Genomic DNA, 12,799 nt, shown 5'->3' with positions numbered 1-12,799 from the left:
CAACTCCTCAGCGCGAAGCCGTCTCCGTCGCCGGCCGAAGCTCCTTCGACGCCTGAGGCAGGTAGGTCGCCAGGTCCTCGTACTGGTCGGAGGCGACGAAGTTGACGCCGGCGGCGATGGCGGCCTTCCAGCGCAGGATCACCTGGGCCTTGGAGCCGAAGTTATAATATTTGCCCCAGCCGTGGTCGTCCTCGGGGGCGAAGCCGTCCAGCGTGTAGAAGCGAATCCAGTAGCCCTTCTGGTGGGCGTAATCGACCAGGGCGCGCAGCCGGCGGTCGTCGGCCGGGGTCCAGTCGCCGGCCTTGCTCTGGCCGCCTTCCTCCACCGCGTACCAGGAGTTGTTCCACCAGCGGCGGTAGTTGGTCGGCGCCTCGGTGAGGATCTGCTCGGGGGGCATGGTCGCCGCCAGGTGCATCTGGGTCTCGATAGGCAGGTCCTTGGGCGGCTCGGCCGAGTGGGCGGAGCCGAACAGGCGGAGTTTCCCGCCCACAGGCACGTCGTCGAAGAACACCTTGGCCTGTTTGTCGGAGTCCTCGGTCACCACCAGGATCGGCCGGCGCTCGATCGGCGACAGGTGGGTCGGGTCGTCGGTTTTCACCGCCGTGGACAGCCAGGGCTCGTACTCGCCGAGCAGTTTCCACACCGCTTCGAGAATGGCCGGCTGGTTGTCCTTGAAGTCGAAGTGCAGGACGACGACGGGCCAGGTGTCGCGCTTATTTTCGGCCAGCGCCTTTTCGACCACCGGCCGCACCTGCTTGAAGAAGTAGTCGCGCAGGGTCGGCTCGGCGCCGGTGGCCCTGGGCGTGTGGGAGACCACCACCCGGCCTTCGCCGGTCGCGGGGTCCACGTACCAGGCCAGGTCCTGTTCGATGGAGACCGGGAAGCCCGAGCCGAGGGCGCGTTGGACCCGGTCGTTCCACTTGCCGTCGTAGGGGTAGCAGTTGTGGGCGTCCAGGACGGGACGGTTGTGGTTCAGGAAGTCGAGGTCGGCGGCGTGGGCGCTTCCCGCCGCTATCGTCGATGCGGCCAGCAGCATCGCGCAGGCGGGCTTGAAGTGTCTCATGGCGGCGGCCCCTGATCGGTTCCGCGCCTAGCTAGGGCAGGACGATGACAGTTTTCCCGCCGCGCCGCCGCTTGGACGAGGCGGAAAACGAGACCGGTGAATATCTTTCGGCCCTATCAGAAAAGCGTGAGCCGCGCATGGTTGCATCGCGGTTCTCTGAGCCCAGGTATACGACAACGCTACGCTTGGCCGGCCACGCCGGTCCGCAACCAAGGACAGTCCATGCCTTCGCTTTTCGATCCGCTCGTCGTCGGCGACCTGACCCTGCCCAATCGCGTCGTCATGGCGCCGCTGACCCGTGCGCGGGCGGGCGAGAGCCGTATCCCCAACGCGCTGATGGCCGACTACTACGCCCAACGCGCTTCCGCCGGCCTGATCCTGTCCGAAGCCACTCCTGTCACTCCCCAGGGGATCGGTTACGCCGACGTGCCCGGCGCCTGGTCCAAGGAACAGACCGAGGGCTGGAAGCAGGTGACGCGCGCGGTGCACGACAAGGGCGGCCGCATCTTCCTGCAGATCTGGCATGTGGGCCGCATCTCCGACCCGATCTTCCTGAACGGCCAGCCGCCGGTGGCGCCCAGCGCGATCGCGGCGAAGGGCGAGGTCAGCCTGCTGCGTCCCAAGCGTCCCTTTCCGGTCCCGCGTGCGCTGGAGATCGGGGAACTCGCCGGCGTGATCGAAGCCTACCGCCAGGGGGCCGAGAACGCGCAAGCCGCAGGCTTCGACGGGGTGGAACTGCACGGCGCCAATGGCTACCTGCTCGACCAATTCCTACAGGACGGCTCCAACCAGCGCACGGATGAATACGGCGGCTCGGTGGAGAACCGCGCCCGCCTGCTGCTGGAAGCGACCGATGCGGCGATATCGGTTTGGGGCGTGGATCGCGTCGGCGTGCACCTGGCCCCGCGTGCGGACGCTCACGGCATGGGCGACTCCAACCGCGCGGCGACCTTCGGCCATGTCGCGCGCGAGCTCGGCCGGCGCAAGATCGCCTTCATTTGCGCGCGCGAGGCGGCGGGGCCGGACAGCCTCGGCCCCCAGCTCAAGCGTGATTTCGGCGGCGTCTATATCGCCAACGAGGGCTTCACCGGTGAGAGCGCCCAGGCGGCGCTGGACGCGGGATGGGCGGATGCTGTGGCCTTCGGCAAGGCCTACATCGCCAACCCGGACCTGCCCGAGCGCCTGCGCAGCGGCGCCGAACTGAACGCCTGGAACGCCGCGACCTTCTATGCGCCGGGTCCCGAGGGTTATGTCGACTATCCCTCACTTGCGGACAGCGCGCGGGAAAATGCGTTTTTGGAAAACGTAGGATAGGTGAAGCAGGGCGTAGCGGGTCGCGCCCCGCTACGCTCGCGCCAAGGCTAGGCGATCCGATGCCTATGGGGTGTGAAATAGGCCTCGCGATGGCCTTCGTCGCGCGTGGACGCCGCCCGAACTTGGAGCAGGTCCTTGCGGGTGATCAGGCCGACGAGGACGCCGCTGATCGGATCGGTCACGGGAATGCGGCCCTGTCCGGTCGCCAGCATCAGGTCGGCGGCGTGAGCAACCACATGGTCCGGATGGGCGATGGTCAGGGCGGCGTCGGAAACGCGATCGGTCAGCCGTTCGCTCTCGTGACCGCCTTCCATGGCCCAGCGTAGGGCGTCGCTGCGAGACACCAGGCCCACCGGCCGTCCGGCCCGATCCACCACCGGGTAGATGCGGTGGCGTCCCGCCGCTAGGGCGGTCACGGCGTCGGGTATGGAAAGCTCCGCGTCCATTACGTCGACATCTCGCACCATGACCTCCGAGATGCGGGTCAGCTCGTAGGGGTCGACGGCGTATTCGCGGGTGATGTGCTGGCCGCGCCGCGCGATCTTCTCGGTGAGGATCGAGCGCTTCAACAGCAGGACGGTCACGGCGTAGGCGGCGGCCGTGGCGGCCAGCAGAGGCGGCAGCATCCGCACGTCGCCTGTTAGCTCCACCGCGAAAATGGCGCCGGTCAGCGGCGCCCTCATGGTTCCGCCCAGCATGGCCGCCATGCCGAGCAGCGCCCAGAAGCCCGGCTGCCCGGGAAAGCCCAGGCCGATCAGCCAGCCCAGCGCGCCGCCCAGGATCAGCAAGGGCGCCAGCACGCCGCCCGAAGTCCCCGACGAGAGCGAGATCAGCCAGATCGTGGCCTTGACCAACAGGATCGCCAGTACGCCCGCCACCAGCAGATGGCCGGTCAGCAGGTCGCCGATGACGTCGTAGCCGACGCCGAGCGCGCGGGGCTCGACCAGGCCGCCCAAGCCGACGGCGAGGCCGCCCAAGGCCGGCCACCACATCCAGTGGATCGGCAAGTGTTCGAACAGGTCCTCGATGGCGTAGAGCAGCTTGGTCAGCATGCCGGACAACAGGCCCACGGCGACGCCCAGCGCGGCGGCGGCGCTCAGCCCCCACCATGGCAGGGCCGGATCGGCGGAAAACGGGAACAGCGGCCCCGAGCCCAGCAGCAACGGCCGCCAGCAGACCGCCGCGATCGCGCCAGCGGCGACGGGAATGAAACTGCGGGGCCGCCACTCGAACAGCAACAGTTCCACCGCCAGCAGGACCGCGGCCACTGGGGTCCCGAAGATGGCGGTCATGCCGGCCGCGGCGCCGGCCACCAGCAGGGTCTTCCGCTCGGCTGCGCTCAGATGGAAGAACTGGGCGAACAGCGAACCGATCGCGCCGCCGGTCATGATAATGGGGCCTTCCGCGCCGAAGGGGCCGCCGGTGCCGATGGAGATGGCCGAAGAGATGGGTTTCAGCACCGCGACCTTGGGCGACATCCGGCTGCCGCCGATCAGGATCGCTTCGATCGCCTCGGGGATGCCGTGGCCACGAATCTTCTCCGAGCCGAACCGCGCTATCAGCCCGATCACCAGACCGCCCAGCACCGGGGCCGCGACCATCCATGGCGTACGTGCGGCATGGGCCAGGGAGACGGAGGCGTCGCTCCACCGACCGAACCAGACCAGGTTGCTTGTAAGGGCGATCAGCTTGAGCAGGAGCCAGGCGGCGAACGCGCCTCCCGTACCGATCAGCAGGGCCATGGCGATCAGCATCAGCAGACGCCGATCCGCCCGGAAATCTGCGAGCGGGCGTGCGGCGGCGACGCCCGCTGTCGTTCCCACCCCTGTTCGCCCGGCCATCCGCATCGTCTCCATCAAACGAGAGGGTGCATATATATCGTATTACGATATAATCTAGTGAGCGGATGGCCGATTTGGAGGCGAGGAGCATGACGCCCGAGGCGAATGCGAGGGAGGAAGGGACGCCAGTGCGCGAACTTTCCTCGGAAGAATATGCGGCGCTCGCTGCTTTCCGTTATCAGCTTCGCCGCTTCCTGGCCTTCAGCGAGGCTGCCGCGGGCAAGGCTGGGCTACCGCCCCAGCAACATCAGGCCCTGCTCGCTCTCGCGGGACACGTGGGGCCGGAACCGCCTTCGGTGGGGACGCTGGCCGCACAACTCCTGATCGCGGCCCATACGGCGGCCGAGCTGGCGTCGCGCATGGTCGAGGCCGATCTTCTGATCAAGACGGCTTCCGCCCAGGATCGGCGGCGCATGACGCTCGTCCTGACCCCGAAGGCGGAGAGCGTCCTACGCCGGTTGACGGTGGCGCATCTGGAGGAGCTGCGGGTGCTGGAGCCCGCCCTCGTCCTCGCCTTGGGCCAGCTTAACCCGTAAAGGCCTGCAGCCCGGTCTGGGCGCGGCCCAGGATCAGGGTGTGGATGTCGTAGGTGCCTTCGTAGGTGTTGACGGCTTCCAGGTTGCACATGTGGCGCATGACGTGGAACTCGTCGGACACCCCGTTGCCGCCGTGCATGTCGCGGGCCGCGCGGGCGATGTCGAGCGCCTTGCCACAGCTGTTGCGCTTGACGATCGAGATCATCTCCGGCGCGGCGTGACCTTCGTCGAGCAGGCGGCCGACGCGCAGGCAGCCTTGCAGGCCCAGCGCGATCTCGGTCTGCATGTCGACCAGCTTCTTCTGGAACAGCTGGTTGTTGGCGAGTGGGCGGCCGAATTGCTTGCGGTCCAGGCCGTAGCTGCGCGCCGCATGCCAACAGAATTCCGCCGCTCCGAGCGCGCCCCACGAGATGCCGTAGCGGGCCTTGTTCAGGCAGCCGAACGGGCCGGACAGGCCCTTGACGTTGGGCAGCAGGTTCTCTTCAGGCACCACCACGTCCTGCAGCACGATCTCGCCGGTGATCGAGGCGCGCAGCGACAGCTTGCCGTGGATCTTGGGCGTCTCGAACCCGGCCATGCCGCGCTCGACCACGAAGCCGCGGATCACGCCGTCGAGCTTGGCCCAGACTACGGCTAGGTCGGCGATGGGGCTGTTGGTGATCCAGGTCTTGGCGCCGTTGAGGCGATAGCCGCCCTCGACCTTTTCCGCGCGCGTCTCCATGCCGCCGGGGTCGGAGCCGTGGTTGGGCTCGGTCAGGCCGAAGCAGCCGACCAGTTCGCCGGCGGCCAAGCCGGGCAGGTACTTCCGGCGTTGCTCCTCGCTGCCGTAGGCGTAGATCGGATACATGACGAGGGAGGACTGCACGCTCATGGCCGAGCGGTAGCCACTGTCGACGCGCTCGACCTCGCGCGCGATCAGGCCGTAGGCGACGTGGCTAGCGTCCGCGCCGCCGTATTCGGAGGGCAGGGTGGCGCCGAGGAGGCCGAGCCTGCCCATCTCGCGCATGATCTCGCGGTCGAAGGTCTCGTTGCGCGCCGCCATCGTCACCCGGGGCTGCAACTCGCCCTGGCAGTAGGCGTGGGCGGCTTCGCGGATGTGCCGCTCGTCCTCGTTGAGCTGCGCGTCCAGCGCGAAAGGGTCCTGCCAGTCGAAGGCGCTCGCCGTGGCCATGTCTATCGTTCCGTCGTTCAGAAAGCTTTGGGGGAGACTAGGCGTCGCGGGCGGCGGGTTCCAGGCCGTGACGAGCCATGGCGATTCCGGGCGGCTTGTTGCGCGCCTTCCAGATGAAGTAGGCGATGGTCAGAAGGCCCAGCCAGGGCAGGCCGACGATCCACGACACGTTCCAGAACTCGGTGTCGAGCCCCATGGTCACCAGCAACGCCGCCAGAAGGCCGAGGCCCGCGAGCTGCATCCAGGGAAAGAACGGCATGCGCACCGGCAGCGTCTCGCCCCGGTGCTTGCGGCGGAAGGCCAGGTGGCTGGCCAGGATGATCATCCAGACGATGATCGCCCCGAACAGGGCCACGCCCAGCAGGTAGTTGTAGGCCAGCGGCGTGATCCGCGAGATGGCGGCCGCCACCAGGATGCAGGCGCCCGAGGTGACGATGGCCGCCACCGGCGAGCCGTCCTTGCTCAGCTTGCCGAAGAGCTTGGGCGCATAGCCGCCGCGCGACAGCGAGAACAGCATCCGCGCGCAGAGATAGACATTCGTGTTCATGCTGGAGAGCGCCGCGCTCAGCACCACGAAGTTCATCACCCCCGCTGCATGGCGGATGCCCATGTAGCTGAACACCCGGACGAAGGGGCTTTCGGTGACGATCTTGGCCGCGATCACGGTCCAGGGCACGAAGGTCACCACCACCGTCAGCGCCAGCACGTAGAACAGGAACAGCCGCAGCACCATGGTGCGCAGCGCCGCCGGGATCGCCCGCTTGGGGTCCTGGGTCTCCCCCGAAGTGACGGCGATCACCTCGATGCCGTTGTAGGACAGCACGCCGACGATCACCGCCATCCACATGCCCTTCAGCCCGTGCGGGAAGAAGCCGCCCTGGGCGTGGGTCAGGTTGTGCAGGCCGACCGGCTTCACCCCGATGCCGAAGATGCTGATGATCCCCAGCACGATGAAGACGACGATGGCGGCGACCTTGATGAAGGAGAACCAGTATTCCACCGTGCCGAAGTGCTTCACCGACTGTGAATTGACCACCAGCAGCAGCACCGCGAAGGCGATCGACCACAGCCAGATCGGCGTGCCGGGGAACCAGAAGGTCATATACATGCCCGCCGCGACCGCCTCGCCGCCGACCGCGATCACCTGGGCCGCCCAGTAGGTGTAGCGGACCACGAAGCCCGCCCATGGGTTCAGGTAGGCCTCGGCATAGGTGCCGAACGAGCCGGCCGAGGGGTGCATCACCGCCATCTCCGACAGGCTGAACACCATGACCAGGGCGATGAAGCCGGCGATGATGTAGCTGAGGATGACCGAGGGGCCGGCGTAGTTGATGGCGATGCCGCTGCCGGCGAACAGGGCCGTGCCGATGGCGCCGCCGAGCCCGATCATCACGACCTGGCCCTTGGTGAGCCCCTTGTGCAGGCCGCCTTCCTGTTTGGCGATGGCGGCGTCGGTCATCTGGGCTCCTGGGTCGACAACGGGACTTTCCGTCCCCCCGTCCGCGCCGTCAAGACGTTTTAAGTTTGAAGTGTTTTGGCGGCTCAGTAGTTGATGGACGGATTGTCGCCCGGATAGATGATCCCGACCACGTCCAGCCCGCCGTCCGACACGCTCTGCACCGAGTGGAGCTGTTTCCTGGGCAGGAACATCACATCGCCGGCCCGAACCTCGGCCTTGCGGGTCTCGGTCCACACCACGCCCTCGCCCCGCAGGAAGATCAGCGTCTCCTCGTAGAGGTGGCGATGGGGCTCGGCCTTGGACACCGGGATGTTGCCGATGAACTGGGTGACCATGGTCGAGCCGTGCTCGCGGTTGACCAGGATCTGGAACGAACGCTCGGCCATGGCCTGGCGCTGGGACGGATCGACGTCGGCGCGGCGGTCGGGGAACTCGGCCTCGAACGTCGGGGGCATCTCGTCCAGGAACACGAGGTCTTCGCTGCCCGGCCCGTTGGAGATGAACAGGCGCATGGGTTCGGGGCCAGGGTTGTGGATGCGGTAGGCTTCGGAGGGCCGCACATACAGGCCGCTCTTCTGGGTGACCGGGAAGCGGCGCTCGCCGATCTCGACCTCGCCTTCGCCGTCGACCACGAACAGCACCGTGTGCCGGTCGTCGGCCGAGATCACCGGCGCCGAGCCGACCTGGACCTCGGCGTAGAACTGCGACTGGTGCAGGGCGCCTTGGGCTGGGCTGATGGTCGGGCACCAGGCCAGCACGCCGCTCCGTTCCATCGTCGCGCGGGTCGGGGAGAAGACGTAGCAATCGTTGTCGAGCATGAGCGTCGGCCCCGCATCGGGCGTCAGCGTCGGGATGGCGCGGTTCTCGGGACTGTCGGGATCGTCGTTCTGATAGCCGCCGGGTAGGTTGCTGTGGGCGCCGTCGCAGAAGGGCGGCGTGCCGGTATGCTTGCAGCCGCAGAAGATGACGTCCTCGTCTTCCTTGGCCTTGAACAAAACCGGCAGGAATTCGGTGCCCGCATGGGCGCCGTCGCAGAAGGGTTGGGTCTTGGACAGACCGCAACTGCACCACAGGTAACGCTTTCCCGCTTTGACCTCGTGATAGTAACCCTTGCGGTAGGCGATGGTCGGCGTGGCCATGAGAGCTTCCTCCCGGACGTTTATCTTAGCGACCCTGGGGTCATTCTGGCGTCGTTTCCGTCGTCATGCCCAGACTTGATCCGGGCATCCATGGCGCGACGTTCCCGCCGTCAAATCGGATACATCCGTTCCATGGATCCCCTGATCAAGTCGGGGCATGATGAGGTGAGGGCGCCGCGAACCTGTGATCGCCGCGCCCTCCATTCTTCAACCTAGAAGGTCCGGCTCACCGACATCCCGAAGGTGCGGGGTCGGATCGTCAGCAGCGCCAGCGGGTCCTGCGCCGAGTTGATGGCCGAAATCTGCGCGCGGTCGTCGCCCAGGTTGCGCACGAACACCGTCGCCGTCCACGGCCCGGTATTGATGGAGGTGCGGGCGCCGAGCAGGGTGTAGGCGGACAGCGGCACGTTGAACGGGTTGTCGGTCAGATTGGTCTGACTGTTCATGCTGTCGCGATAGGTGATGTCGCCGGCGAGCGTCCAGCTCATCGTGTCGTTGATGGGCCGGGTGTAGTCGAGGCTGAGGTTGGCCTGGAACGGCGGCACGTTGGCGATCTTGTCGCCGGTGACGCCCAGCGTCCCGTTGGCCGCGACCTGAGCCGCGGTCGCGCCCTTGGTCAGCACGGCGTCCTGGTAGGAGCCGGTGAAGCTCACGGTCACGTACTGGATCGGCTTGGCGTCGAACTCGTACTCGAAGCCGGTGATGCGCGCATTGCCGGCGTTGCCGGTGAAGGTGAAGGCGCCGTCGGAGGTGGTCTCGGGCTGCTGGATGTTGTTCCAGAGGATGGCGTAGCCGTCGACGCTATACTGCAGCTTGCCGTCGAACAGCTTACCCTTCAGGCCGGCCTCGTAGTTCCACAGCGAGTCCGGGGCGTAGGAGGTGGGGATGGGCTCGAAGGGTTGGCTCTGGGCGTTCAGTCCGCCGCCTCGGAAGCCTTCCGAGGCGGTGACGTAGACCATCAGGTTCGGGTTGATCTTATAGCTGGCGTTGGCCTTGAACGTGATCTTGCTGAAGGTCTCGGTCTGATCGGGGATGACCACCAGATTCTGGCCGGCGGGGAAGCCGCCGAAGGGATGGGTCTGTTCCTGGTTGCCCTGCAGCGACTCGCTGAAGTAGCGCGCGCCGCCCACGATCTGGAACTTCGGCGTCACGTCCCAGGTGACTTCGGTGAAGGCGGCGTATTCGGTGGTCGTGCGGTTGTCGATGCGGCCGAAGAAGGTGGTGCCGTTGGGATTGGACAGGGCGTCTTCGTCGTTGGCCTCGCTGAAGGGGCCGACCGCCAGACCGGCGGCGTTGGTCTTCAGCACGTGCACGGCCAGATCGTTGGTCTCGTACTGACGGAACACGCCGGCGACGAAGTTGACGGGGAAGTCGAATTTGGACGCGTAGCGGATTTCGCTGGAGGTCACGTCGCGCTGTTGGGGTTCTTCGGTCTCGCCGGGGATATTGACGCCGTTGGCGATCAGCACCGGGGTGGAGTCGAAGTTGAACTGCAGGTGCCGGTTGTACTGGTTGCTGGTCGCCGTCACCGTCCCGTAGGGCATCTGGTAGTTGATAGTGACCCCGTACAGGTCGATCCGCTCGCCATAGGGGCTGCGGGTCACATCGGTGTTGCACAGGTCGCAACCCTGGACCGCCGGGATGCCCGGTGCGCCGAACGAGGTCACGCCGGCCGGGGTGTAGCGGGGCGAGCCGTCGGAGGTCTCGGTCTGGGTGGTGTAGTAGGCGTCGATGGTCAGGTCGTGGATCGGCGTGAAGCGCAGGTTGATGCGGCCGCCGGACACGTCGTCGTTGTTGACGTCCTTGAGTTCGCCGGTGGCGATGCGCGGCTGGTCGATGAAGCCGCTGTCGCTGACCCGCCAGCCGACTACGCGCAGGGCCAGCACGTCCTTGATGATCGGGAGGTTGACCGCGCCGTTGAAGTTGTAGTTGCCGGCGCCGTGTTCGGTGTCGGAGCCTTCGGCCGTGGCGTAGCCGCCGTAGTTCTCCATGTCGGGCTTCTTGGTGACGAAGCGGATGGTGCCGCTTTCCGAGCTGGCGCCATACAGGGTGCCCTGCGGGCCGCGCAGGAACTCGACGTGATCCATGTCGAACAGCCGGATGTCGGCTTCCATCCCGCCGCCGTCGTTGGCGTTGGAGCCGCTGATCACCGCTTCGTCGTAGTAGACGCCGGTGGTGGAATCGCCAGTCGAATTGACGCCGCGGACAACATACTTGCGGTCGCCGGGGCCAAGGTCCTGGATCTGCAGGCCAGGGATTTTGACGGCGACGTCAATGAATCCGATCGTGCCGGCCTTGGCCAGCGAATCGCCCGAGATGGCCTGGATCGCGCCGGGCACTGACAGCGCCGACTGCGACACCCGCTTGCTGGCGGTGACGATGACTTCAGAAACGCTGCCGCTGTCGACCGCCGCTGCGGGGGGCGACGTGGAAGCTGGCGCCGGGGCGGGTTGCGCGGAGGGCGCTACGCCTTGCGCATACACGGGCGCGGCGCACATCCCCAAGACCAACAGGCTGGCCGATCCCAGCCAGGCCGACGCGGCCGACCGGCCCATTTTGCGATGAACACGATATGACATGCGCCGATCCCCTTAACTCTGCGGCGTCAAGGAAGATGCGTTATCATATGATATGTCAATCTTGTGCCGAGGCGGCTTTGTGAAGGCGCCGCCGTTTGGCACAAAAATGTCGCAAAGACCGGAGGATGGCGCCCTTTACGTAGCGGCCGTCTCCGCCCCTGGGCCGCCCCAAAACAGAACGGGCGGATCGTGAAAACCACGACCCGCCCGGCGATCCTAGATCTACCTATAGAAGAAGCTCAGGCGAGCTTGCGGAGGAACTCGGCGAACCGCTCCACCTCGTCATAGGTGTTGTAATGGACCAGCGAGGTGCGCACCGCGCCGCGGTCCATCGACAGGCCGAGGCGCGCCATCAGACGGGGGGCGTACATGTGGCCGTCGCGGATGCCGATGTCGGCCGCCGCGGCCTTCTCGACCACGTCCTTGGGGTCCATGTCGCCGAGGTTGAAGCAGATGGTCGGCACCCGCTCGATCGAGCGGGCCGGATCGCCGACGCCGTAGATGGTCGCGCCGACCGCGTTCAGCGCCGTCAGGGTCTTTTCCGACAGGGTCTGCTCATAGGCGCGGATGCCGTTCAGGCCATGGACCAGCCGTGCGCGCAAGGTGGTCGCCTTGTCGCCGCCGGGCAGGCCCGCGCCTAGGTCCTCGAGATAGTCCACCACCGCGCTCATGCCGGCGACGTTCTCGTAGATGAAGGTGCCCGCCTCGATCTTGAACGGGGGCTCGTCGGGGATGAATTCCTCGCGGAAGGTCGGAAGGGCGACCAGCTTCTCGAACTTGCCCCACATGAAGCCCATGTGCGGCGAGAAGATCTTGTAGCCCGAGCAGACCAGATAGTCGCAATCCCAGGCCTGCACGTCGATCGGCGCGTGCGGGCCGAAGTGGACGCAATCCAGGAACACCTCCGCGCCGACCGCGTGGGCGGCCTTGCCGACCGCCGTCACGTCGACCAGCGAGCCCAGGGCGTGGGACACCACCGTGCAGGCGACCAGACGGGTCTGTTCCGACAGCAGCGGAATCAGGTCCTCGACGTGCAGCTTGCCGTCGTCGCGCATCTTCCACCACTTGAAGGTCGCGCCCATCGGCTTCAGCGCCAGCCAGGTGGCCACGTCGGCATCGTGGTCCAGGTCGGTGATGATGATTTCGCTGCGCTCGGGCTTCAGCGTCTGGCCGATGGCCAGGCTGACCAGGCGGATGAACGAGGTGGCGTTCATGCCGAAGCAGACCTCGTGGGGGTTGGAGGCGTTCAGCAGGGCGGCGACCTTGACCCGAGCCTCGGCCACCACCCGGTCGACTTCCACGCTCTTGGCGTAGCGGCCGCCGCGCTGCACGTTGTGGCCGACCAGGTGACGGTTCACCTCGTCCAGCACGTTCTGGGGCAGCTGGGCGCCGGCGGCGTTGTCGAAGAAGATGAAGGGCTCGGCGTTGACGATGGCCGGGAACTGGGCGCGGGCCTTCGCCATCAGGGAGGCGAGGGACGCCGGCTTGGCGAGGGTGTCGGACGCGAGACTCATAGGGCGGCTCTCATGAATGGATGGGCGACGTAGCGAAGACCCGATCGCATGTCGAACGCGCTCATAACTCAGTTGAATGCGTTTTCATATGATAATGTTGTGACGGCGCGCAGCCGCCGCTATCGCCGCCAGGTTCGGCTGAGGGCGGGACTAGGCTAATTTTAGGCTTGAAATATGTCGCCG

9 protein-coding genes are annotated in these 12,799 nt (G+C 66.5%); 2 read left to right on the top strand and 7 right to left on the bottom strand.

Annotation, left to right across the window (positions count from 1 at the left end; genetic code table 11):
- Nucleotides 1-7: 7 nt before the first annotated feature.
- Entirely contained in the window at nucleotides 8-1,063 is a 1,056-nt protein-coding gene (locus GSQ87_RS11625; protein ID WP_216839246.1) for a hypothetical protein, read from the bottom strand.
- A gap of 222 nt (nucleotides 1,064-1,285) precedes the next feature.
- Between GSQ87_RS11625 and GSQ87_RS11620 the strand changes: the two genes are divergently transcribed.
- Nucleotides 1,286-2,377 (top strand): alkene reductase, encoded by a 1,092-nt coding sequence (locus GSQ87_RS11620; RefSeq protein WP_158915599.1) that lies wholly within the window; start codon nucleotides 1,286-1,288, stop codon nucleotides 2,375-2,377.
- Nucleotides 2,378-2,424: 47 nt separating this feature from the next.
- Here the strand turns inward: GSQ87_RS11620 and GSQ87_RS11615 are convergent, their stop codons facing one another.
- Nucleotides 2,425-4,218 carry a chloride channel protein gene (locus GSQ87_RS11615; protein WP_158915598.1) on the bottom strand — a complete coding sequence of 598 codons (1,794 nt, stop codon included), beginning with the start codon at nucleotides 4,216-4,218 and terminating at the stop codon, nucleotides 2,425-2,427.
- A gap of 128 nt (nucleotides 4,219-4,346) precedes the next feature.
- Between GSQ87_RS11615 and GSQ87_RS11610 the strand changes: the two genes are divergently transcribed.
- Nucleotides 4,347-4,754 carry a MarR family winged helix-turn-helix transcriptional regulator gene (locus GSQ87_RS11610; RefSeq protein ID WP_216839243.1) on the top strand — a complete coding sequence of 136 codons (408 nt, stop codon included), beginning with the start codon at nucleotides 4,347-4,349 and terminating at the stop codon, nucleotides 4,752-4,754.
- Here the strand turns inward: GSQ87_RS11610 and GSQ87_RS11605 are convergent.
- The 5 genes from GSQ87_RS11605 to GSQ87_RS11585 all read right to left on the bottom strand — a co-directional run bounded on the left by GSQ87_RS11605 (nucleotide 4,744) and on the right by GSQ87_RS11585 (nucleotide 12,616).
- A complete protein-coding gene (locus GSQ87_RS11605) occupies nucleotides 4,744-5,925 on the bottom strand; it encodes an acyl-CoA dehydrogenase (RefSeq protein ID WP_158915596.1) in 1,182 nt (393 codons plus the stop codon). The genes GSQ87_RS11610 and GSQ87_RS11605 overlap by 11 nt on opposite strands.
- Before the next feature lie 37 nt (nucleotides 5,926-5,962).
- Nucleotides 5,963-7,384 carry an amino acid permease gene (locus GSQ87_RS11600; RefSeq protein ID WP_158915595.1) on the bottom strand — a complete coding sequence of 474 codons (1,422 nt, stop codon included), beginning with the start codon at nucleotides 7,382-7,384 and terminating at the stop codon, nucleotides 5,963-5,965.
- A gap of 83 nt (nucleotides 7,385-7,467) precedes the next feature.
- On the bottom strand, nucleotides 7,468-8,523 hold the full coding sequence (locus tag GSQ87_RS11595; protein ID WP_158915594.1) for a cupin domain-containing protein: 1,056 nt from the start codon (nucleotides 8,521-8,523) through the stop codon (nucleotides 7,468-7,470).
- Between the two features lie 212 nt (nucleotides 8,524-8,735).
- Nucleotides 8,736-11,102 carry a TonB-dependent receptor gene (locus GSQ87_RS11590; RefSeq protein ID WP_158915593.1) on the bottom strand — a complete coding sequence of 789 codons (2,367 nt, stop codon included), beginning with the start codon at nucleotides 11,100-11,102 and terminating at the stop codon, nucleotides 8,736-8,738.
- A 239-nt stretch (nucleotides 11,103-11,341) separates the two neighbouring features.
- A complete protein-coding gene (locus GSQ87_RS11585) occupies nucleotides 11,342-12,616 on the bottom strand; it encodes a cysteine desulfurase-like protein (protein ID WP_216839241.1) in 1,275 nt (424 codons plus the stop codon).
- Nucleotides 12,617-12,799 lie beyond the last annotated feature (183 nt).

It is taken from the genome of Caulobacter sp. S45, from assembly GCF_009765965.1.
GTDB lineage: Bacteria > Pseudomonadota > Alphaproteobacteria > Caulobacterales > Caulobacteraceae > CAHJWH01.
Note: the sequence above shows the minus strand (reverse complement) of the source record. Positions and strands in the feature narration are given on the sequence as shown.